Source organism: Micromonospora sp. B006 (genome assembly GCF_003408515.1).
In the GTDB taxonomy this organism is placed as follows: Bacteria; Actinomycetota; Actinomycetes; order Mycobacteriales; family Micromonosporaceae; genus Micromonospora; species Micromonospora echinospora_A.
Genome location: NZ_CP030865.1, coordinates 6,049,028 through 6,069,970, shown reverse-complemented (window position 1 = coordinate 6,069,970; position 20,943 = coordinate 6,049,028). Strand labels below are relative to the sequence as shown.

Annotated in this window: 18 protein-coding genes; 2 read left to right on the top strand and 16 right to left on the bottom strand. The window is 74.0% G+C overall.

Annotation, left to right across the window (positions count from 1 at the left end):
• The first annotated feature begins 12 nt into the window (after window positions 1-12).
• Window positions 13-366: an MmcQ/YjbR family DNA-binding protein gene (locus MicB006_RS27255; RefSeq protein WP_073827735.1), complete on the top strand. Its 354-nt coding sequence runs from the start codon at window positions 13-15 to the stop codon at window positions 364-366.
• Between the two features lie 192 nt (window positions 367-558).
• Here the strand turns inward: MicB006_RS27255 and argH are convergent, their stop codons facing one another.
• The 9 genes from argH to MicB006_RS27210 form a co-directional block, all read right to left on the bottom strand.
• On the bottom strand, window positions 559-2,022 hold the full coding sequence (gene argH / locus MicB006_RS27250; protein WP_073827734.1) for an argininosuccinate lyase: 1,464 nt from the start codon (window positions 2,020-2,022) through the stop codon (window positions 559-561).
• Window positions 2,023-2,036: 14 nt separating this feature from the next.
• Window positions 2,037-3,242 carry an argininosuccinate synthase gene (locus MicB006_RS27245; protein ID WP_116509955.1) on the bottom strand — a complete coding sequence of 402 codons (1,206 nt, stop codon included), beginning with the start codon at window positions 3,240-3,242 and terminating at the stop codon, window positions 2,037-2,039.
• Window positions 3,239-3,751 (bottom strand): arginine repressor, encoded by a 513-nt coding sequence (locus MicB006_RS27240; RefSeq protein WP_073827732.1) that lies wholly within the window; start codon window positions 3,749-3,751, stop codon window positions 3,239-3,241. The genes MicB006_RS27245 and MicB006_RS27240 overlap by 4 nt, the downstream gene beginning before the upstream one ends.
• Window positions 3,748-4,674 carry an ornithine carbamoyltransferase gene (gene argF / locus MicB006_RS27235; RefSeq protein ID WP_116509954.1) on the bottom strand — a complete coding sequence of 309 codons (927 nt, stop codon included), beginning with the start codon at window positions 4,672-4,674 and terminating at the stop codon, window positions 3,748-3,750. Before argF ends, MicB006_RS27240 begins: the two co-directional genes overlap by 4 nt.
• Window positions 4,671-5,900, bottom strand: a complete 1,230-nt coding sequence (locus tag MicB006_RS27230) for an acetylornithine transaminase (protein ID WP_116509952.1) — start codon at window positions 5,898-5,900, stop codon at window positions 4,671-4,673. The genes argF and MicB006_RS27230 overlap by 4 nt, the downstream gene beginning before the upstream one ends.
• On the bottom strand, window positions 5,897-6,784 hold the full coding sequence (gene argB / locus MicB006_RS27225; RefSeq protein WP_116509951.1) for an acetylglutamate kinase: 888 nt from the start codon (window positions 6,782-6,784) through the stop codon (window positions 5,897-5,899). The genes MicB006_RS27230 and argB overlap by 4 nt, the downstream gene beginning before the upstream one ends.
• A 57-nt stretch (window positions 6,785-6,841) precedes the next feature.
• A complete protein-coding gene (argJ, locus tag MicB006_RS27220; protein ID WP_116509949.1) occupies window positions 6,842-8,014 on the bottom strand; it encodes a bifunctional glutamate N-acetyltransferase/amino-acid acetyltransferase ArgJ in 1,173 nt (390 codons plus the stop codon).
• Entirely contained in the window at window positions 8,011-9,012 is a 1,002-nt protein-coding gene (gene argC, locus MicB006_RS27215; RefSeq protein WP_116509948.1) for an N-acetyl-gamma-glutamyl-phosphate reductase, read from the bottom strand. The genes argJ and argC overlap by 4 nt, the downstream gene beginning before the upstream one ends.
• Window positions 9,013-9,102: 90 nt before the next feature.
• Entirely contained in the window at window positions 9,103-10,383 is a 1,281-nt protein-coding gene (locus tag MicB006_RS27210) for an amidohydrolase (RefSeq protein ID WP_116509946.1), read from the bottom strand.
• Between the two features lie 148 nt (window positions 10,384-10,531).
• Between MicB006_RS27210 and MicB006_RS27205 the strand changes: the two genes are divergently transcribed.
• Window positions 10,532-10,708: a thiazolylpeptide-type bacteriocin gene (locus tag MicB006_RS27205; protein ID WP_073827725.1), complete on the top strand. Its 177-nt coding sequence runs from the start codon at window positions 10,532-10,534 to the stop codon at window positions 10,706-10,708.
• Between the two features lie 83 nt (window positions 10,709-10,791).
• Here MicB006_RS27205 and MicB006_RS27200 read toward each other — a convergent pair whose 3' ends face one another.
• Genes MicB006_RS27200 through MicB006_RS27170 form a run of 7 tightly spaced genes read right to left on the bottom strand, consistent with a single transcriptional unit; the run spans window position 10,792 to window position 20,940 of the window.
• Complete coding sequence (locus tag MicB006_RS27200; RefSeq protein WP_116509944.1) at window positions 10,792-12,723, bottom strand: TOMM precursor leader peptide-binding protein; 1,932 nt, start codon at window positions 12,721-12,723, stop codon at window positions 10,792-10,794.
• Window positions 12,720-13,475, bottom strand: a complete 756-nt coding sequence (locus MicB006_RS27195) for an ABC transporter permease (RefSeq protein WP_116509942.1) — start codon at window positions 13,473-13,475, stop codon at window positions 12,720-12,722. Before MicB006_RS27195 ends, MicB006_RS27200 begins: the two co-directional genes overlap by 4 nt.
• Entirely contained in the window at window positions 13,472-14,383 is a 912-nt protein-coding gene (locus MicB006_RS27190; RefSeq protein ID WP_116509940.1) for an ABC transporter ATP-binding protein, read from the bottom strand. The genes MicB006_RS27195 and MicB006_RS27190 overlap by 4 nt, the downstream gene beginning before the upstream one ends.
• A 2-nt stretch (window positions 14,384-14,385) precedes the next feature.
• The gene (locus MicB006_RS27185; RefSeq protein WP_116509939.1) at window positions 14,386-15,570 is read right to left on the bottom strand and encodes a peptidase M50; all 1,185 of its coding nucleotides are present in this window, start codon (window positions 15,568-15,570) and stop codon (window positions 14,386-14,388) included.
• Window positions 15,567-16,619, bottom strand: coding sequence for a lantibiotic dehydratase C-terminal domain-containing protein (locus tag MicB006_RS27180; protein WP_116509937.1), 1,053 nt, complete (start codon window positions 16,617-16,619; stop codon window positions 15,567-15,569). The genes MicB006_RS27185 and MicB006_RS27180 overlap by 4 nt, the downstream gene beginning before the upstream one ends.
• The gene (locus MicB006_RS27175) at window positions 16,616-19,348 is read right to left on the bottom strand and encodes a lantibiotic dehydratase (protein ID WP_116509935.1); all 2,733 of its coding nucleotides are present in this window, start codon (window positions 19,346-19,348) and stop codon (window positions 16,616-16,618) included. The genes MicB006_RS27180 and MicB006_RS27175 overlap by 4 nt, the downstream gene beginning before the upstream one ends.
• Window positions 19,345-20,940, bottom strand: a complete 1,596-nt coding sequence (locus MicB006_RS27170) for a nitroreductase family protein (RefSeq protein ID WP_116509934.1) — start codon at window positions 20,938-20,940, stop codon at window positions 19,345-19,347. Before MicB006_RS27170 ends, MicB006_RS27175 begins: the two co-directional genes overlap by 4 nt.
• Window positions 20,941-20,943 lie beyond the last annotated feature (3 nt).

The window sequence follows — 20,943 nt, the reverse complement described above, 5'->3', positions numbered from 1 at the left end:
CGGGAGGACGCGATGACGCGCGAGGAGATGCTCGCCTACTGCCTGGCCAAGCCGGGAGCCTGGCTCGACCGGCCATGGGAGGGCGACGAGGTGGTGAAGGTGGGCAGCCGGATCTTCGCGTTCCTCGGCTCGCCCGAGGGTGAGGCGCGGGTCGGGGTGAAGTGCGGGGCGTCCCGGGAGGTGGCCGACGAGTGGCTGCACCGGTTCCCGGCCGACGCGCGCCCCTCCCCCTACATCGGCCGGTCAGGTTGGAACACGCTGAGGCTCGCGGGCGGCATCCCCGACGACGAACTGATCGAGGCGGTCGACGGGTCGTACGACGCGGTCGTGGCGAAGCTGCCGAAACGCGAGCGCCCCACAGGCTGACCGAGCGAACTCGCGCAGACCGACTGGCGCCGCCGATCGTGCGGCAGATCCGAGCAATGGCGGGATCCGCGTTCCACAAAGCAGGACTCTTGTAGATCTTGGAGGCTTAGCGCCCCTATGAGGGCCATTTCGTACCAAGATCTCGGCGCGGTCCGGGGCGGGCGAACGCCCGCCCCGGGCCAGCCGTGAAGCTCAGCGGGGGACGACCCGCTCGGCGGCCCACTCCCGCCAGCCGGTCAGCTTGTCCGCCGCGGCGGCGAGCTGGTCGGCGACCGGTCCCGGGCCGGTGGAGCCGGGAGTGATGCGCGCGGCCAGCGCCGAACGCACCGACAGCACGTCGCGCACCGACGGGTCCAGGTGCTCGCTCACCGCGGCCAGGTCGTCGTCGGACACCTCGTCCAGCGCGCAGTCACGGACCGCGCAGAGCGCCACCAGCTTGCCGGTGATCTCGTGCGCGTCGCGGAACGGCACGTTGCGCCGGACCAGCCAGTCGGCGACCTCGGTGGCCAGCGAGAAGCCCGACGGCGCGCTGGCGACCAGGCGGTCCACCCGGACGGTCATCGTGGAGATCATCCCGGCCAGCGCGGGCAGCAGCAGCTCCAGCGTGTCGACCGCGTCGAACGCCGGCTCCTTGTCCTCCTGCATGTCCCGGTCGTACGTCATGGGCAGGCCCTTGAGCATGGTGAGCACGCTCATCAGGCCGCCGACCAGGCGGCCGGACTTGCCCCGGGCCAGCTCGGCGATGTCCGCGTTCTTCTTCTGCGGCATGATCGACGAGCCGGTGGCGAAGGCGTCGTCCAGCTCGACCCAGCCGAACTCCTGCGACGTCCAGAGCACCACCTCCTCGCCGAGGCGGGACAGGTGCACGCCGATCATGGCGGTGACGAACAGGAACTCGGCGACGAAGTCGCGGTCCGCGACCGCGTCCATCGAGTTGGCGAACGAGGTGCGGAAACCCAGCTCCTTGGCGACCGCCACCGGGTCCAGCGGCAGGCCCGAGCCGGCCAGCGCGCCCGCGCCGAGCGGGCTGATCGCGGTCCGCTCGTCCCAGTCGCGCATCCGCTCCAGGTCGCGCAGCAGCGGCTGCACGTGGGCCAGCAGCCAGTGCCCGAAGGTCACCGGCTGGGCGTGCTGCAGGTGCGTCATGCCCGGCGCGGCGGTGTCCACGTGCCGCTCCGCCTGCTCGACGAGGGCATCGGCCAGCTCGACCAGCCGGGCCGCCACGCCGCGGGCGTGGTCGCGCAGGTAGAGCCGCAGGTCGGTGGCGACCTGGTCGTTGCGGGAGCGGCCGGCGCGCAGCTTGCCGCCGAGGCTGCCGAGGCGCTCCAGCAGGCCGCGCTCCAGCGCGGTGTGCACGTCCTCGTCGTCCACGGTCGGGCGGAACGCGCCGGAGGCGCACGCGGCCTCCAGGTCGTCCAGCGCGGCCAGCATCCGGCCCAGTTCGTCCGGGTCGAGCAGGCCGGCGCCGGCGAGGACCCGGGCGTGCGCGCGGGAACCGGCGATGTCGTACGGGGCGAGGCGCCAGTCGAACTGGACGCTCACCGACAGCCGCGCGAGCGCCTCCGCGGGGCCGCCGGCGAATCGGCCGCCCCAGAGGCTCGTCCGGTTGGCGGGGGCGCTGTTCTCGGTCAGGCTCTTGTCGTCCACCCCACCCATTGTGGTGCCCCCCATCAGGCTCCTCCCATCCGGGCGTCCCGCGCCGCGGCCATCCGGCTGGGCAGGCCCCACAACTGCACGAAACCCTTCGCCAGCGACTGGTCGAACGTGTCGCCGGTGTCGTACGTGGCGAGGCCGAAGTCGTAGAGGCTCGCCTCCGAGCGCCGGCCGGTCACCACGGCCCGGCCGCCGTGCAGCCGCAGCCGCACCTCGCCGCAGACGTGGCGCTGGGCGTCGTCGATGAACGCGTCCAGCGACCGCTTCAGCGGCGAGAACCAGAGCCCGTCGTAGACCAGCTCACCCCAGCGCTGGTCGACGCCGCGCTTGAACCGGGCCAGGTCCCGCTCGACTGTCACCGCCTCCAGCTCCTGGTGGGCGGTGATCAGGGCGACCGCGCCGGGCGCCTCGTACACCTCGCGGCTCTTGATGCCGACCAGCCGGTCCTCGACCATGTCGAGCCGGCCCACGCCGTGCGCCCCGGCGCGCCGGTTCAGTTCCCGGATCGCCTCGTACGGGGTGACCGTCTCGCCGTCGATCGCGACCGGGACGCCGGCGTCGAACGTGATCACCACGTCGTCCGGGTCGCGCTCCGACGCCGGGTCGACGGTGTACGAGTAGAGGTCCTCGACCGGGGCGTTCCAGATGTCCTCCAGGAACCCGGTCTCCACCGCGCGGCCCCACAGGTTCTGGTCGATCGAGTACGGCGACTTCGCCGACACGTCGATCGGCAGTCCCTTCTCCTCGGCGAAGGCGATCGCCTTGTCCCGGGTCCAGGCGAAGTCCCGGGCCGGGGCGATCACCTTCAGGTCGGGCGCGAGCGCGCCCAGGCCGACCTCGAAGCGGACCTGGTCGTTGCCCTTGCCGGTGCAGCCGTGCGACACGATCGTGCCGCCGTGGGCGCGGGCCGCGGCCACCAGGTGCTTGACGATCAGCGGCCGGGACAGCGCCGAGACCAGCGGGTAGCGGTCCATGTAGAGGGCGTTGGCCCGGATGGCCGGCAGGCAGTAGTCGGCGGCGAACTCGTCGCGCGCGTCGACCACCTCGGACTCGACGGCGCCGCAGTCGAGCGCGCGCTGCCGGATCACGGCCATGTCCTCGCCGCCCTGGCCGACGTCGACAGCGACCGCGATCACCTCCGCGCCGGTCTGCTCGGCCAGGTACGGAATGGCGACCGAGGTGTCCAGGCCCCCCGAGTACGCCAGCACGACCCGCTCGGTCACGTGGTGCTCCCTTCTGCGTTGTCGTCCCGGCGGGCCCAGGCGGCGAGCCGCTCACCCAGCGCCGCCCCGCCGTCGGCCTCGCGGGCCACGACGAGGATGGTGTCGTCGCCGGCGATGGTGCCGACGATCTCGGTCAGTCCGGCCCGGTCCAGCGCGCTGGCGAGGTACTGGGCCGCGCCCGGCGGGGTGCGCAGCACCGCGATGTTGCCGCTGGAGTCGACGCCGTTGAGCAGCTCGCGCAGCAGCCGGACCAGCCGGGCCGGCGCGCCCTCGGCGTCGCGCAGCGGCCGGTGCCCGTCCTCCGGGATCAGGTAGACGCCCCGCCCGTCACCGCCGCGCGCGGTCACCGCCCCCAGTTCCTTCAGGTCCCGCGACAGCGTGGCCTGGGTGACCTGGATGCCGTCCCCGGAGAGCAGGTCGGCCAGCTCGGTCTGCGAGTGGATCGGGGTGTCGCGGATCAGCTCGACGATGCGGGCGTGCCGCGCGGCGCGGGTCAGCGGAGCGGTCATGCGGATTCCTCCAGGAGAAACGTCAGCAGCGCCTTCTGGGCGTGCAGCCGATTCTCCGCCTGGTCGAACACCGCGCTGTGCGGGCCGTCGAGCGCCTCGTCGGTGATCTCCTCGCCCCGGTGGGCGGGCAGGCAGTGCAGCACGATCACGTCGGTGTCGGCGTGGCCGAGCAGCTCGGCGTTGACCTGGTACGGCAGGAACGGCGTGATCCGGTCCAGCCCGTCGGACTCCTGCCCCATCGACGTCCAGGTGTCGGTGGCGATGACGTGCGCGCCGCGTACCGCCTCGGCCGGGTCGGTGAGCAGCTTGACCGAGCCGCCGGTGGTGGCGGCGATCTTCTCGGCGCGGGCCACGATCTCCGGGTCCGGCTGGAACCCGGCCGGGCCGGCGGTCCGCACGTGCATCCCGGCGGTCGTGCCGGCCAGCAGGTACGAGTGGGCCATGTTGTTCGCCGCGTCGCCCACGTACGCGAGGGTCCGCCCGGCGGTGCCGCCGAAGCGCTCGCGCACGGTGAGCAGGTCGGCCAGCAGCTGGCAGGGGTGGTACGTGTCGGTGAGCGCGTTCACCACCGGCACCGTGGCGTGCGCGGCGACCTCGGCGATCCGGTCGTCGCCGTGGGTGCGCAGCACGATCGCGGCGACGTAGCGGGACAGCACCCGGCCGGCGTCGGCGAGCGTCTCGCCCCGCCCGAAGTGGGTGACCTGGGTGTCCACCACCAGCGGGTGCCCGCCCAGCTCGGCGATGCCGACGTCGAACGAGATCCGGGTCCGCAGGCTCTGCTTGTCGAACAGCACCGCCACCGACTTCGGCCCGGCCAGCGGCTGGTGGCCGTACCGGTCGGACTTCATCCGGGCGGCGAGGTCGAGCACGGCGGCCTGCTCGGCGGGCGTCAGGTCGTCGTCACGCAGGAAGTGGCGGATCATGCGGGAGCCTCCGTCGGAGTGGTGGCGGCGGGCGCGACAGCGTCGGCAGGGGTGGCGGCGGGTGCGGCGGCGGACAGCGCGGCGGGCAGGGCGGCGACGAAGGCGTCAGCCTGCGCCACGGTGAGGATCAGCGGCGGGGCGAGCCGGACCACGTCCGGCTGCACCGGGTTCACCAGGAAACCCGCCTCCCGCAGCGCGGCCGTGACCGGGGCGGACACCGGCTGGTCGAGCACGATGCCGAGCAGCAGGCCGGCGCCGCGTACCTCGCGTACCAGCGGGTGACCGAGCGCCTCGACGCCGCGCCGCAGCCGCTCGCCGACCCGCTTGACGTGGTCGAGCAGACCCTCGTGCGCGATCGTGGAGACGACGGCGAGCGCGGCGGCGCAGCTGATCGGGTTCCCGCCGAACGTGGTGCCGTGCGAGCCGGGGGTGAGCAGGTCGGCGGCCCGGCCGAAGGCCAGGCAGGCGCCCAGCGGCAGCCCGCCGCCGAGGCCCTTGGCGAGCGTGATCACGTCCGGCTCGACGCCCTCGGCCTGGTGGGCGAACCAGTGGCCGGTACGCCCGATGCCGGTCTGCACCTCGTCCAGCACCAGCAGCGCGCCGTGCGCGGCGGTGATCCGCCGGGCCGCGGCCAGGTAGCCGGGCGGCGGGACGACCACGCCGTTCTCGCCCTGGATCGGCTCGATGATCAGCATGGCGGTGTCGTCGGTGACCGCCTCGGCCAGCGCGTCCGCGTCGCCGAACGGCACGTGGGTCACGTCGCCGGGCAGCGGACGGAACGGGTCGGCCTTCGCCGGCTGTCCGGTCAGCGCGAGCGCGCCCATGGTCCGGCCGTGGAAGCCGCCGTGGGTGGCGACCACGTGCCGGCGGCCGGTGAGCCGGGAGAGCTTGAACGCGGCCTCGTTGGCCTCCGCGCCGGAGTTGGCGAAGAACACCCGGCCGGGCCGGCCGGCCAGCGCCAGCAGCAGCGCGGCCAGCGCCACCGGCGGCTCGGCGACGAACAGGTTGGACACGTGCCCGAGCGTCGCGACCTGCTTGCTGACGGCGGCCACCACTGCCGGGTGGGCGTGGCCGAGCGCGTTGACGGCGATGCCGCCGAGCAGGTCGACGTACTCCCGGCCGGTCTCGTCGACCACGACGGCGCCGGAGCCGGAGACGAGCGCCAGCGGCGGCGTGCCGTAGTTGTCCATCATGGTGGCGTGCCACCGCTGCACCAGCGTGCTCATGAGTCGATCACCATGGTTCCGAAGCCCTCCGACGTGAACACTTCCAGCAGCGTGGAGTGGGCGACCCGGCCGTCGACGACGTGCGCGGCGGGTACTCCCCCGCGCACCGCCCGCAGGCAGGCCTCCATCTTCGGGACCATGCCCGACTCCAGGGACGGCAGCAGCTTCGCCAGGTCGTCCGCGGTGATCTCGCTGACCAGGCTGGACGTGTCCGGCCAGTCGGCGTACAGGCCCGGCACGTCGGTCAGCACGACCAGCTTGCGGGCGTCCAGCGCCACCGCGAGCGCGGCGGCGGCGGTGTCCGCGTTGAGGTTGTGCAGCACCCCGTCGGCGTCCGGCGCGACTGTCGAGATGACCGGGATCCGGCCCGCCGCGATCAGGTCGGTGACCGCCGAGACGTTCACCGACTCCACGTCACCCACCTGGCCCACGTCGACGGCTTCCCCGTCCACGTACGCGGGGCGGCGCACCGCCGTGAACAGCCCGCCGTCCTCGCCGGAGAGGCCGACCGCGAACGGTCCGTGCGTGTTGATCAGCCCGACCAGTTCCCGGCCGACCTGGCCGACCAGGACCATCCGGACCACGTCCATCGCCTCCGGCGTGGTGACCCGCAGGCCGCCCCGGAACTCGCTGGTGATGCCGAGCCGGCCGAGCATCGCCGAGATCTGCGGGCCGCCGCCGTGCACCACCACCGGCTTCAGGCCGGCGTAGCGCAGGAACACCATGTCGGCGGCGAACGCCCGCTGCAGTTCCGGTTCGACCATCGCGTTGCCGCCGTACTTGACCACGACCGTCGCGCCGGAGAAACGGGCCAGCCAGGGCAGCGCCTCGATCAGCGTGGCGGCCTTGGTCTGGGCCCGGGTGAGGTCAGCGGAGAGGTTCATGCCGAGCCCGCCTTTCGTTCGCGACTGCGGGACTCCGCTTCGCTGCGTTCCTCGCGCTCACGTCGAGTAGGCCGAATTCTCGTGTACGTACGCGTGGGACAGGTCGTTCGTCCAGATGGTCGCGGCGTCGGCGCCGGCGTGCAGGTCGATCCGGACGGTGACGCCGCGGCCGGTGAGGTCCACCTTGGCGCGGTCCTCGGCGGCGGCCCCACCCCGGCACACCCAGATACCGTTCACCGCGACGTCGACGCCGTCCGGCTCGAACACGGCGGCGGTGGTGCCCACGGCGGCGAGGATGCGACCCCAGTTCGGGTCGTTGCCGAACAGGGCGGTCTTCACCAGGTTGTTGCGGGCCACCACGCGGCCCACCTCGACCGCGTCGTCCTCGCTGGCCGCGCCGACCACCTCGATCGCGACCTCCTTGGTCGCGCCCTCCGCGTCGGCCAGGAGCTGCTGGGCCAGGTCGTGGCAGGCGGCGGTGACCGCGGCGGTCAGCTCCTCGGCGGTCGGCTCGATGCCGGACGCGCCGCTGGCCAGCAGCAGCACTGTGTCGTTCGTGGACATGCAGCCGTCGGAGTCGATCCGGTCGAACGTGATCCGGGTCGCGGCGCGCAGCGCGGCGTCCAGGGCGTCCGGCCCGGCCACCGCGTCGGTGGTGAGCACGCAGAGCATGGTGGCCATGGCCGGGGCGAGCATGCCCGCGCCCTTGGCCATGCCGCCGACGGTCCAGCCCGTACCCCGCGCCACAGTCGTCTTGGGCCGGGTGTCGGTGGTCATGATGGCCTCGGCGGCCGCCGGGCCGCCGTCGCGGGACAGGCCGCGCACGGCCTCGCGTACGCCGGGAAGCAGCTTGTCCATCGGCAGCCGCTCGCCGATCAGGCCGGTCGAGCACACCGCGACCTCGCCGGCGCCGATGATGAGCCGGGCGTTGGCCGCGGTGAGCGCGGCGGCGGTGTGCTCGGCGGTGGCGTGGGTGTCCTGGAAGCCGGCCGGGCCGGTGCAGGCGTTCGCGCCGCCGGAGTTGAGCACCACGGCGCGCACGACGCCGCCGTGCACGACCTGCTGGCTCCACAGCACCGGCGCGGCCTTTACCCGGTTGGCGGTGAAGACACCGGCGACACCGGCGTCCGGGCCGTCGTTGAGCACGAGGGCGACGTCGGCGGCGCCGGAGGACTTCAGTCCGGCGGCGACGCCTGCGGCGCGGAAGCCACGGGGGACGGTGACGCTCATGGGGCCACTCCAAACACGGACAGACCGGTGGTCTCCGGGAGACCCACCATCAGGTTGGCGTTCTGCACGGCCTGGCCGGCCGCGCCCTTGCCCAGGTTGTCGATCGCGCTGACCACGATCACCCGCCCCGAGTCGACGTCCACAGTCGCCTGCAGGTGACAGGAGTTCGAGGCGGCGGTGGCTGCGGTGTGCGGCCACGCCCCCTCGGGCAGCACGTGCACGAACAGCTCGTCGGCGTACGCGGCGGCCAGCACCGCGCGCGGATCGGCGTCGCCGGTGGGCACGGCGGTGACGGTGGCCAGGATGCCCCGGGGCATCGGCGCGAGCACCGGCGTGAAGGACAGGCCGGTCGCGCCGGTGGCCTGCTTGATCTCCGGCACGTGCTGGTGCGCGCCCACCTTGTAGGGCGACAGGTCACCCATCACCTCGCTGCCGAGCAGGTGGGCCTTGGCGGCCCGGCCCGCGCCGGAGGTGCCGGAGGCGGCGACCACCACCACGTCGTCGGGGCGTACCGCGCCGGCCGCGATCAGCGGCGCCAGCGCCAGCGTGGTCGCCACCGCGTAGCAGCCGGTGCTGGCGACCCGCGTCGCGGCGGCGATCCCGGCCCGCCGGCCGGGCAGCTCGGGCAGCCCGTAGGTCCAGGCGCCGGCGTGCTCGCCGCCGTAGTAGCGGGACCAGGCGTCGGCGTCACGCAGCCGGTGGTCCGCGCCCAGGTCGACCACCTTGACCGTTTCGGGCAGCGCCGCGGCGAGCGCCGCGGACTGCCCGTGCGGCAGGGCCAGGAAGACCAGGTCCGCGTCGGCCAGGGTCGCCGGGTCGGTCGCGGCGAACACCAGGTCCAGGCCGGCGAGCTGCGGGTGTACGGCGGTGACCGGTTGACCGGCCTGGCTGTGCGCGGTGGCGGTGATCAGCTCGAACTCGGGGTGGCCGGCGAGCAGGCGCAGCAGTTCGCCTCCGGCGTACCCGCTCGCCCCGGCCACCGCAGTTCGAATGCCCATACTAACCTCCGCATGAATATGCGGAGAGATTACCAGCGAACGCGGACCGGATGCAAGTTCATACGGTCCGTTGCATGATGCTTCGGCCGGTCACTCCGGCGCCAGCGCGGTGAGCGCGCCGGACGCGAGCGCCTCGACCCCGGCGGGCAGCGCCAGCCCCGCGTACGGCGCGAAGGACGGGCTGTGGTTGCCCGGCAGGGCGGCGAGCTTCTCGGCGGCGCTGCCACCGGGCGCCGCCCGCCACTGGCGCGGGCCGACGACACCGAGCATCCAGTACCCGCTGGGGATCCCGTCGGCCAGCAGCGGGAAGTCCTCGGCCGCCAGCGACGACGGCCACCAGGCCACCCGGTCGGCGCCGAACGTCCGCTCGTGGGCCGCGCGCAACCGCGCGGCCACCTCCGGATCGCCCCGGTAGGCCGGGGTCCGCGACACCACCCGCAGCACCGGCTCCACCGGGCTCCCCGCGGCCTCGCAACAGCCCCGCACCGTCCGGACCACCCGGTCCCGCACGTCGTCCAGCACCCGGTCGGACAACGCCCGGATCGTGACGCCCAGCGTGGCCTCCTCCGGGATCACCCCCGGATGGTGGCCCGCCCGCAGCGAACCCACCGTCAGGGTCACCTGCTCGGCCGGCCCCACCTGCCGGGCCACGACGGTCTGCAACTGGACGACGACGGTGGCGGCGAGCACCACCGGGTCGACACACAGGTGCGGGGTGGCGGCGTGCCCACCGCGGCCGGTCACTGTCACCTCCAGGGTGAGGCAGCCCGCCGTCATCGGACCGGACCCGTGCGCGACCATGCCCGCGGGCAGCGGCGCCGCGTGCTGCGCCAGCAGGAGGTCCGGCCGGCCGAACCGCTCGTACAGCCCGTCCGCGATCAGCGCCGCCGCGCCGGTCAGCGTCTCCTCGGCCGGCTGCCCGAGCACGAGCAGCGTCCCCCGCCAGCGGTCCCGGACGCGGTCCAGGTGAGCCGCGGCGCCCACCGCCGCGGCCAGGTGCAGATCGTGCCCGCAGGCGTGCATCACCGGCACCCGGCGCCCCTCGCCGTCGAGGGCGCCGGCCGTGCTCGCGTACGGCAACCCGGTCCGCTCCGCGACCGGCAGCGCGTCGAGTTCGGCGCGGAGCATCACCGCCGGACCGGCGCCGTTGGCCAGGACACCGACGACGCCGTGCCCGCCGATGCCGGTGGTGACCGCGCAGCCGGCCTCGCGCAGCGCGGCCGCGAACCGGGCCGCGGTGCGCTCCTCCCGCCCCGACAGCTCCGGGTGGGCGTGCAGGTCGCGGTAGAGCGAGCCGGCCCGGGCCAGGACACCCGCGTCGAGGGCCGGGCCCGGAGCGCGGGCGGTCGCGAGCGGGCCGGGTGACACCATGCCGCTGAGCCAACCGCAAGCCGCTGTCACACCGCTCACCGCCGGTGACAGCGATCCGGGGTCCGGACGACGGCGATCGGTGAGCGCCGTGCGGTCTGCTTGTCCCAGGCCGGAGGAACCGGCCGGACCCGAACCCCTTGGAGTCACCATGGCGCCCGAAACCGACCTCAACGCCCTCGCCGAGGAAATCCTCGAGCTGGAGTCCGAGACCTTCGCGATCTCCGACTACGCCGACGCCTCCGAGGCGATCCTGGCCTCCTGCTCCTCGTCGGGCACCACCTCGACCTGCAGCAGCACCACCTCGACCACCAGCTGCAGCGCCTGAGCGGACCGGTCACGACGTAGGGCCGCCCCACCTACCGGGGCGACCCTACGTGCGCGTGTGCGGCCGCCGGCGCGGCGGTCGGCTCAGGGGAACGGGTGGGGAACGCGGCGCAGGTCGTCGTCGGTGAGCACCGCCCCGGCCAGCCCCGCCGCGTACGGAGCGGTGCGCAGGCGCGGCAGGTGCAGCGCCCGCTGACGCAACCAGCCGAAGTCGATCGGCAGCAGGCCGGGCACCACCACGCACACCGACCGCAGCCCGGCCGCCTCCTGCTCCGGGCTCGTCTGGTCGACCAGGATCGCCCGGTGACCGCGCCGGTGCAGGGTGTCCAGGACCCGGCCCAGGTCGTCGAGGAGGTCCCGGGCGCCGGCCTCCCGGTGACCGGCGAAGACGCTCGCGACGTCCCGCGCCACCGCGTCGCGCAGGTACGTCGCGGCGTGCCGGGCCATCCGGGGCAGGCCGAACAGGGCGGAGTGGTCCGGCAGCCGGCGGACCAGGCCGTAGTCGTCGGCCATCCGCTCCAGCTCGCCCCGTCGCCGGCGCACCGTGGCCGGCTGGTGCGGAATGTAGGTGAGCGCCTCGGCGACCGCGCCAGCCACCGCCTGCTCCGGGTCGACGTGTGCGGCTGCCGCGAACGAGAGCAGTCCGGGCCCGCCGTCGTGGCGGACCGCCAGGCTGGTCACCACCGGCACGTCCAGGTCGATGCGGTTGTCGAAGGCGTGCAGCGCGTAGCCCTGCAACTCGGCACGGTCGGCCATCGCCCGTACCGCCGGCGAACAGCTCGCCAGGTCGATCCTCGGCAGCGTCAGGTTGCCGTACCAGCCGAGCAGGAAGGCGTCCCGCTCGATCAGCTCCAGCAAGCCGAACAGGGCCGCCTCGGCCAGGCAGCTGCCGGTGGCGCAGCCGCTGGAGGACGAGAGCACGAACGTGTCCCCGGCCGCCGGGGAGCTGTAGAAGCAGAGCCGCCGAGGCACCAGCACCGGCCGGCCGGTGCGCAGGTCCCGCCCCCACACCCAGGGGATCGACCGGTCCGCATCGAAGCGGCGCAGGATCGGGTCGTGGGCGTACACCTCGTCCGGATAGCTGCCGCACTCGTCCGGGTGCAGGGCGTGCTCGGCGACGTCCGCGTACGCGGCGACGACGGGGGCGAGGTTGCGCCGCCGGTGAGTGCCCGCGTGCCGCTCCAGCCCTTCCAGGTACGCCAGCGCGTGGCTGGCGTCGTAGCCGGTGGACTGGCCGCTGAAGGAGACGTCGAGCAGCCCGCCGTAGCCCCGGATGAAGACGCTGCCGGTGACCGGGGCGGTGGTGGGTGAGGTGATGGTGAGCTGGGTGCCCGCGCCGAGCGCCCCGCAGACCGGGTTGACCAGGGCGGCGCGGGGCAGCGGGTAGTCCCCGGGGGCGCGCAGCCGGTAGGCGTCGGCGGCCGGTTTCGGCGCCGGCCGGTCGAGCTCCGGCACCTCGGCCGGCGAGTCGGGACGCGCCGTCGAGCACGTCGGGCAGCGCGCCTCCGCCAGCACCGGGTGGGTGCGTACCCGCAGCGTGTTCAGCTCCAGCCGGCTGACCCGGGCCAGCCGGCGGTCCGGGTCGTCCCACGTCGGCGGCGCGGGCCGGGCCGGCGTGGCGTGCACCGCGCGGTACAGGTCCCACACCGCGTCGAGCTGGTAGGCGGTGAGCCTGGGCCACGGCCCGACAGCTGTCGGAACGCCGCCGGTCTCCAGCGCGTCGCGTTCGCTGCGGCCGCGCAGCCGCTGCCATCGGATGGCCAGGCAGTGCCCGCAGGCGGCCCCCGCGGGGGCGCCGGCGACCGGGCCGACCAGCACCGCGTCCGCGCTCAGGTGCACAGTGGCGTGCCGCCGGTGCGGCGCCGCACCGGCCAGCGCGTCGCCGGCGCCCAGTGTGACCACCCGGGGCGCCGGGCCCACCGGCCGCGCCGTCCACCGCCGGCGCAGGTGCGCGTCGAGCCGGGCCGCGGCGGCGGACAGCGGGACCGGGGGCGCCGACGCCGCGGGTGCGGTCACGAGCTGTGGCTCCACCGGAAGGTACGCACGCCGATGACCGCGAACACGACAGCGAAGCCGACCAGCGCGCCGCACGCCACCAGATAGTCGGTCATGGAGCCGAACCCGGTGAAGGCGTACGCCATGCCGTCGTTGACGTAGCGCAGCGGCAGCGCCCGGGAGATGCCCTGCAACCACCCGGGCATCAGCTCCAGGGGATAGAACGACCCCGACAGGAAGGCCATCGGCACCACGATGCAGTTGGCGATCGCGGCCACCGCCTCGGCGGTGTCCGCACGCGAGCCGACGATCAGGCCCAGCGCCAGGAACGTGGTCACCGCCAGCAGCATCATCGGCAGGGCCAGCGGCCACTTCCCGTCCGGACGCATGCCCAGGAAGGGCAGCATGGCCACGCCGACGAAGAGCAGGCTCTGCGCGACGCCGATGCCGAGCGCGACCGCGTAGCGGGAGCCGACCACGGACCAGATGCTCGTCGGCGACAGCCGGATGATGCGCAGCAGGTCGTCGTTGCGCCACTGCATCAGCGTGAACGAGACGCCGAACAGCGCGGCGCTGGCCAGGCCCCACGACAGCACGCCCGGCGCGATGAAGTCGATGTATCCGTGGCCGGTCTCGGCGACCTCCTGGTTGCGGAAGATCAGTCCGAAGATGACCAGGAAGACCAGCGGGAACGCGAACGTGAAGAACAGCGTCGTGGCGTCCCGGACGCTCGCCTTGTAGCTGGCCCGGGCCAGTGCGGTGTATGCGCTCATGCCTGCGGCGCTCCCATCAGTTGCAGGTAGACGTCTTCCAGGGTGGCCGGGCGGGTCTCCACCTCGTCGAGGCCGCCCTCGGCGCCGAGGGCGGCCAGCACCCGGGCCGTCTGGGTGGTACGCAGGACGACAGCGCCGTCCTCGAAGTCGATCCCGTCGACGCCGTCGATCCGGCCGGCCTGCTCCGCGCTGAGCCGGCTGGCGGGTACGACGAGACGGGTGCCGACGCCGGATCGCGCGATCAGCTCCCGTGGGCTGTCCAGGGCCAGCACGCGCCCGGTGGCGAGGATGGCGACCCGGTCGCACAGCGCCTGCGCCTCGTCCAGGTGATGGGTGGTGTAGACGATGGTCTTGCCGCCCGCCTTCAGCTCCCGCAGCAACTGCCCGAGATCACGTCGGGCCTGCGGGTCGAGGGCGGCGGTCGGCTCGTCCAGGAAGATCACCTGGGGGTCGTGCACGATCGCCGAGGCGATGGCGAGGCGCTGGCGCTGTCCACCGGAGACGTTCGTGACCCGGATGTCGGCCGAGTCGGTCAGCCCGACCAGCTTCAGCGCCCGGTCCGCGGCGGAGGGGGGCAGGCCGTAGAGCGCGGCGACGGTCACCAGGTGCTCCCGGGCGGTCAGCCGGGTGAAGAACGCCGACCGCTGGGTCTGCACGCCGATCTTCGGCAGCAGGTCGAGGTTGCGCGGCGTCGGCGACATGCCGAGCACCCGCACGGTGCCGCTGTCCGGGGTCCGCAGACCTTCGATCATCTCGATGAGAGTCGTCTTGCCCGCGCCGTTGGGCCCGAGCATGCCGAAGAACTCGCCGCGGCCGATCGAGACGGTGACGTCGTCCACCGCTCTCACCTCGCCGTACGACTTGCTCACGGAGTCCAGCACGATGGCCGGATCGTCGGTGGCTGGCATGGTCACGCCTTTCGCTTGTGGGCTTCGATGTTCTGCTGCTGTGACGGGGAGGAGCGACCCGCGGGGCCGGCACGCCGGGGCCGCGCCAGCCAGCCGGCGAGCGTCAGCGCGACGACCGCGGCGGGCAGGACATGTCCGAACACGCCCAGTGTGGACTCCAGGAGCGCGCCGGCGAAGGCGACCACACAGGCGGCCACCGACGCGGCGGCGAACAGCCACCACAGGCCGTACAGACCGAGGCGTACGGCGGCCCGCCTCGGGTAGCGGACACGGCCGCGGCGGGGCAACCGGCCGAGGGCGGTGTACAGGTAGCGGCGGCTCTCCGGCGCCAGGTCCAGCGTGTCCAGGAGGTGGCTGGCCATCTTGTAGCCGTCCAACGGCGGGAGCGGAACGAAGTTGACCACGGTCTGCACGGCGGCGACCAGCACGTACGCGCTGAACAGCCGGTCGGCGAAAGCGCCCGGCAGGGCGGCGAGGAGCGCGCCGGCGAGCAGCAGCACCATCCCGTTCGCCACCCCGCCGGCGGCGGCGATCACCGCCTGGTCCCGCCGCCTCGGCAGGAAGGCGTAGTCCTCGATCTGGCAGGTGAGCGTGACCAGGTTGATCCGCTTGACGGTGGCGCCGAGACGGACCGCGGTCAGCGCGTGCGCGAACTCGTGGACGGCCGCGCCCGCCCAGGCGAGCAGCCCGAGCAGGAGCAGGCTGAGCGGGTCCGTGAACGCCGGGCGGGCCGCCTGCCACAGCGGGCCGGCATACCAGGCGACGGCCACCAGCAGCGCCGCCACCAGCAGGCCCCACCCGGCGACCGACGCGGGGCTCAGCAGCCGGCCCAGCAGCCGGGCCGACCTGTCGAGCCGGTCGTGACGCGCCACCGGCGCCGCCTCCGGCTCACCGGGTCCGCCGACGAGCAGGCCCCCGTGGTGCAGCAGCCACAACAGCCGCACCCAGTGGTCGTCGCCGAGCCGGCGGCCGTACGCGGCCGCGTACTCGTCGCCCACCTCCCCCAGGGAACGGACCCCGTCCAGCCGGCGCACCAGGAACCGTTCCTTGTCCGACAGCTCGAACGCCCGGCCGTTGCGACGGTCCTTGACCAGGTGGACGGTGGCCGGGCCCCGGTTCAAGGGTCGGGAGAAGAGCAGGTCGTCGCGGAGGCGGGGACGCTTGCCGAGCAGCGCCGGGCTGGTCACGCCGCCACCGCCGGCTCCCGCAGCACCCGGGCAAGCAGGTAGGACAGGTACGCCTCGTCGCGGATGGTGGCGTGCAGCCGGTTGTTCGTCATGTGCAGGTACGGCGAGAGCAGCGCGGCCAGCGCCTCGGCCGGGTCGGTGACCACCCGCTCCCCGCTGCCGTCCCATGACCGGAGCGTCAGCCGGCCGGACGCGGCCAGCGCCAGCACCCGCTTCCGAAGCTCCCCGGCGTGCTCGGCCCAGCCGCGCAGGAAGTCGGGCAGGTGCGCGACATCCCCCCGCGCCACGAGGTCGAGGATGCGTTCGACCCGCGGTCCCAGCTCCGGCGCGACCCCGTCGTACATCCGGCGATACTCCTCGGCCCCGATCAGCTCGGTGCCGGCGAAGGCCCGGTGCCAGAAGTGGTGGTAGCGGTCGAGGAAGTCGACCAGCTCCGCCCGGTCCGGCAGGAACGTGCCGGCCAGCACCGTCATCAACTGGGCGGCAGTACCCAGCAGCACCGGTCGCAGGTGCAGGTTCATCGTCGCGAGGGCTCGCAGCACGACGTCGCTGGAGTGCCGGAAGTGCCACTCGGCGACCTCGATGCCGTCCGGCCCGCCGTACTTTCCGTACTCCGGCTCGTAGGACCGGTAGCTGACCGAGTTGTTGGGTTGCAGCAGCATCTGGCCGTTGTCGTCGACCAGTTCCGCCGGCCGTCCGCCCGGGAACTCCAGGGCGAACAGGATGTCGTAGAGCTCGCGCAGATAGCCGGTGCCCATGGCGTACAGGGCGGGGCGGGTGCTGAGGAACCGGTGGATCGCCGCCTCGGCCAGCGCCCGCACCGCCGGCTCGTCCGACGGGGTACGGGGCCGCAGGCGCAGCCGCACGTGCGGCCCCTCCAGCCAGTAGTTGATGAAGAAGTGCCCGGCGAGCAGGTTCCGGTCGGTGAGCTCGCGGATCAGTGGCGCCACGCACTCCACGAGCAGCGGCTGCGGGTTGGCGGCGTAGAACACGTGCAGCGCCAGCCAGTCCCCGCGGGGGTCGGTGGGCGCGGCGGCCGACACGGTCATCGGATCCTCCCAGGGTCGGTGCGGAAGGTCTCCACGGCCAGCTCACAGACGTGGCCGCCGTGCTCGCCGCGGGCCGTCAACTCGTCGGCGGCCGGCAGCATCTCGCGCAGCACCACCCGGTCGTCGGGGGCGTCGAGCGAGGCCCGCAGCGCCTGCAGCGACAGCGGGCTGTCGAAGTCCACGTACTGCGGTTTCGGGTTGGTCCCGGCGCGGGCCGCGCCGGCCGGGTGGACGGTGGCGAAGACCCGGGCCGGCACGTCGTGCTCGGCCCGCCACCGCCGCCAGCGCAGGAACGCCTCGGCGTCGGCGCCCGGGTCGTCGGTCTGCGGCAGGTCGCCGGAGCGCGCCGACCAGCTGCGGCGGCTGAGCACCACGTTGCCTGCGCGCAGCCGGGGCCGGGTCGTCACGCCGTCGCGGGCGGGTCCGGCGGGCACGCCCCGCCACGGGTCCAGCCGCACCATCGACGCCGGCGAGAGCAGCAGCAGGGTACGCGGGATCTGCGGCAGCGCCATCGGCACCAGATAGCCGAGATAGACCGGGATCACCTCGCGGTCGAGGCGGGTGGAGCGCAGCACCACCCGGTCCGTGTCGGGGTCGTGCACCAGGTGCAGGTCGTCGAGGGTGAGCTGCCGGTCCGGCTCGACGTCGCTGGTCTCCCCCGGGCAGACGATGACGTGGTCGGTGAGCCGGTCGTGCAGGTTGAGGTTGGTGGTGGCCGCCCCGCCGGTCAGCTCGGCGAAGACCGCGCCCGGCGGTGCGACGGACCGGGCCTGCGCGCGCAGCCGCTCGGCGAGACTCGGCGCGTCCCCGGCGAAACAGTGGGTGAACCGGCTGAACGGGAAGGACAGCCCGCCGAAGGACTGGTTGAGCACCAGCAGCGGCTCCGATCCGCGCGCCGCCACCTGCACGAAGTGCCCCTGCGGGCGGAAACCGCCGGCGGCGCCACCGAGCAGTTCACCCACCTCGTCGAGCAGCGCGTCCGGCAGCGGCAGCTCGGTCCGTCCCGGTTCCGCCGCGACCAGCCGGCGCAGCCGGTCGGCGAACGCCTGCCGGGCCGCGTCCAGCACGGTCATCTCGGGCCGGCCCAGCCAGTTCTCCTCCGGCGTGTAGCTGCCGTCCTCGGCGAACGACCGGCGGCCGGAGACGTAGGAGGAGTACTGGTCGTAGAGGTCGTCGTGGAAGTCCTCCACCAGACGCAGCAGGTCGTCGCACCGGCCGCCGACGCCGAACCGGGCCAGGAAGAAGCCGTGGAACATGATCCGGTGCGGCAGGTTCTGGTCGAAGGCGGGCAGCACCCGCTCCACCGCGGCCAGCCCGTCGCCGACCAGCCGCCGCCAGGCGGACGTGCTCACCGGCAGCGGCGCGCCGCCGATCCGGCTGTCCTCGTAGAGCAGGGTCTGCGGCAGCTGCGGGTCCGGTTCGCCGAGGTCCACCATGATAGCCCGCACCGCCGAGCGCAGCTCGTGCGTCACCTGCCGGCGCCGGGCCAGGTCCCCGTCCCGGTAGGCGTCCACCAGATCGCCGATCGCGGTGAGACGGGCGGCGGTCCGGGCCGCCCACTGACGGTCCAGGCCGGACAGCACGCCGGCCAGCGCCCGGACCGGGTCGGCGCGGTGCACGTCGACGTCCAGGCCGACCAGGCGCAGCATGCCCAGGCGCAGCAGGGTGGACAGGTACGCCTGCCCGTCGGCCCGGTCCGCACCGGTCAGCTCGCACAGCCGGTCGACCAGTTCGCCCCCGCGAATCGTGCCCCGTCGCTGCAACAGCGCGGTCAGCTCGTCGAGGACCCCGCTGCGCCGCAGGAAGAACAACCCGTCCCGGACCGAGTCGAAGCTGACCGCCACGCTGTCGTCGCCGGCGGTCACCCAGTGCCGCACGTAGCGGATCCGCTCGGCGTCACGCCGCCAGCCCGGGCTCAGCGCCACCGGCAGGTCGCCGCGCCGCCCCGGGTCGACGCTGATCAGCTCGGCGATCCGGCCGACCAGCACGACGTTGAGCCGCACGTGCCGCTGCCACCGCTCCCCCACCGTCAGCCCGAGACCCTCGGCGTCGTCGTCGAACCGGCCGAGCGCGACAGCGGTGAAGGTGCTGAACGGGCTGGTCTTGCAGGCGGTGCGATAGAGGTAGGACAGCAGTGAGCGCTCGACGCGGCGGGCGCGCTTGTTCGCCGGGCGGGCCGGATCCGGCGGGACCCCCGTGGCGAGCTGCTGGTCCAGGGTGGGTGAGGCGAGCTGGAGCCCTCCGCGCAGCCGGGGCTCGTCGGCCAGCTCCCACAGTCGCCGGCGGGACCGGGCGACGTCGGCGGCGAACACGGCGGTGCCGTCGTGTTCCAGCCGGGCCAGCCGCTGCCGGCCGGCCAGCCACCGCCGCAGGTCCGACGCCGACCCGGGGCGGAGGCGCTCGACCACGGCGAGGGCCGGCCCGGGGTCGGCGGGCAGCACGTTGTTGTGCACCTGCCGGCGCAGGCCCAGCAGCCGGCGGCGGGCCTCCTCGTCGTCGTTGCCCTTGATCAGGTCGTGCAGCAGGTCGCCGACCCGGGCGCCGTCGGCGGCGAGCCGGTCCCGCAGCGCGAGGACCTCCTCGGCCCAGTCGGCCGCGCGGGGGCACCGCAGGCCCTCGACTGTGGACAGCGGCAACCCGGCGATCCGGGCGATGAACCAGTCGCCGGTGCGCCAGTCACTGGTCGCGGCGGACGTCCGCGCGCTCGGCGCGGGCACGGACGCCGTCATGACAGCTCGTAACGGTAGTCGCCGAGCCCCGGCCGGTCGTGCCCGGCCAACATGATCAGCAGCGGGAACTCACCGGTGTCCTCGAGCGCCAGTTCCTCCACGTAGGAGACGCTGTCGAAGCCCAGCGCCACCCCGGCGCCGAGGTGCAGCGCGGCGGCCGTCGTGTAGAAGGTCTGCGAGATCGCCCCGACGGTGGCGTTGACGAGGTTGTAGCCACGGTCGCCGGTGGCGTCCAGCACCGCGTGGGTGCGGACGGTGGGCACCAGGACGACAGCGGCCTGCTCCAGGTTGTAGTTGGCCAGGAAGTAGTTGCGCTGCAGGAACCGGCCGGGTGGCCCCTCGGTGACCGGGAGCAGGGCGTGGCTGCCCGGGTCGTACTCGTAGCCACCGGCGGGCACGCCGTCGACGTGGTTGACGAACGCGTAGAGCTTCGCCAGCGGCCGGTCCGCCGGGCCGTCGATCTCACTGGGCACCGTGGTGGCGGCGGTCGCGCTCAGAAGCGCGGCGAGCTGTCCGGCGGAGATCCGCCGGCCGGCCAGGAACCGGCCGAAGCTGCTGCGCCGACGGGCCAGGGCCGCGCCGACCGGCATATCCATGGGCGCCGCGGGCGGCAGCGCGAGACGTCCGGCGCGGGTGGGCGCCGGATGCGCGGCGGCGTCGGCGAGCGCGCCCGCCGGCGGTCGCCGCACCGCCGCGGCGGCGGTGCTGCGGTTGATCCGTCGCAGGATGTCGAAGTCGAGCCGGGTACGCGAGCGTTCCCGGTCGGTGTGCCGGACCCGGACCGGGCCCGGTGGCGCCCCCTCGACCCGGTCGGCACGGTCGTGATCCGCCCAGGTGAGCGGCACGACGGCGAACAGCGCCTCGGCGTCGGGGTCCAGGCCGAGCAGGTCGGCGACGGCGGCCTGGTCGAACCAGAGGACCGGCCGGATCCGCCGGCCCTGGCCCCCGGCCCACAACCGCCAGGTCTGCAACACGGTGCCCACGTCCATCGACACGGCGTGGTACGAGAAGTTGTTGTACTTGAACGCGTTCTGCCAGAACTTGACGCCGATCACCAGGAACTGGGTGGCCGGCTCCGGCCGGCCGACCGCCGCGTTGAGCCGATCGGTGACGTCCCCGGCCAGCAGCCGTTGCATGGCCTGCCGGGCGTGCGCGTAGTAGTAGACGCCGGGGACGACACCCGCCCCCGGCCCGGCGATCCAGTAGACACTGCACGGGTAGAGACCGCCGCCCGAGGCGGTGCCCCGGTGCCAGTTGGCGTGCGCGTACGAGGGAAGCCCGGCCAGGTCGGTGTTGGCCTGCACGCCCAGCCGCCGGCCGAGCAGCCCGTAGGAGTCACGCAGCATGCCGGCGAGCAGGCGCGTGGTGAACGGCTCGTCGGCGTCGCCGTCCGGCCGCAGCGCCGCATCCAGCGGGGCGTCCGCCGACGCCGGTTCCGGCAACGGAAAGGCTGCCGCGTCCGGGTAGTACTTGCCGCGGCGGGGCGCGTCCGCCCAGTCGGGGGTGAAGTCGGCCGGGGGCATCGGCTCCCGGCCGCGGCGCAGGATCGCCGTCGCGTACGCGTGGGCGTAGCCGGCGGGTTCGGACGTCATGGC

Excerpts from the sequence above, each read along its gene's own strand:
- MicB006_RS27175 (WP_116509935.1), bottom strand. The coding sequence starts at position 19,348 with ATGACGGCGTCCGTGCCCGCGCCGAGCGCGCGGACGTCCGCCGCGACC.
- argJ (WP_116509949.1), bottom strand. The coding sequence starts at position 8,014 with ATGAGCGTCACCGTCCCCCGTGGCTTCCGCGCCGCAGGCGTCGCCGCC.
- MicB006_RS27170 (WP_116509934.1), bottom strand. The coding sequence starts at position 20,940 with ATGACGTCCGAACCCGCCGGCTACGCCCACGCGTACGCGACGGCGATC.
- MicB006_RS27255 (WP_073827735.1), top strand. The coding sequence starts at position 13 with ATGACGCGCGAGGAGATGCTCGCCTACTGCCTGGCCAAGCCGGGAGCC.
- MicB006_RS27240 (WP_073827732.1), bottom strand. The coding sequence starts at position 3,751 with ATGACCGCTCCGCTGACCCGCGCCGCGCGGCACGCCCGCATCGTCGAG.
- MicB006_RS27190 (WP_116509940.1), bottom strand. The coding sequence starts at position 14,383 with ATGCCAGCCACCGACGATCCGGCCATCGTGCTGGACTCCGTGAGCAAG.
- MicB006_RS27210 (WP_116509946.1), bottom strand. The coding sequence starts at position 10,383 with ATGGTGTCACCCGGCCCGCTCGCGACCGCCCGCGCTCCGGGCCCGGCC.
- MicB006_RS27230 (WP_116509952.1), bottom strand. The coding sequence starts at position 5,900 with ATGAGCACGCTGGTGCAGCGGTGGCACGCCACCATGATGGACAACTAC.
- MicB006_RS27195 (WP_116509942.1), bottom strand. The coding sequence starts at position 13,475 with ATGAGCGCATACACCGCACTGGCCCGGGCCAGCTACAAGGCGAGCGTC.
- argF (WP_116509954.1), bottom strand. The coding sequence starts at position 4,674 with ATGATCCGCCACTTCCTGCGTGACGACGACCTGACGCCCGCCGAGCAG.
- MicB006_RS27180 (WP_116509937.1), bottom strand. The coding sequence starts at position 16,619 with ATGACCGTGTCGGCCGCCGCGCCCACCGACCCCCGCGGGGACTGGCTG.
- MicB006_RS27205 (WP_073827725.1), top strand. The coding sequence starts at position 10,532 with ATGGCGCCCGAAACCGACCTCAACGCCCTCGCCGAGGAAATCCTCGAG.
- argC (WP_116509948.1), bottom strand. The coding sequence starts at position 9,012 with ATGGGCATTCGAACTGCGGTGGCCGGGGCGAGCGGGTACGCCGGAGGC.
- argH (WP_073827734.1), bottom strand. The coding sequence starts at position 2,022 with ATGGGTGGGGTGGACGACAAGAGCCTGACCGAGAACAGCGCCCCCGCC.
- argB (WP_116509951.1), bottom strand. The coding sequence starts at position 6,784 with ATGAACCTCTCCGCTGACCTCACCCGGGCCCAGACCAAGGCCGCCACG.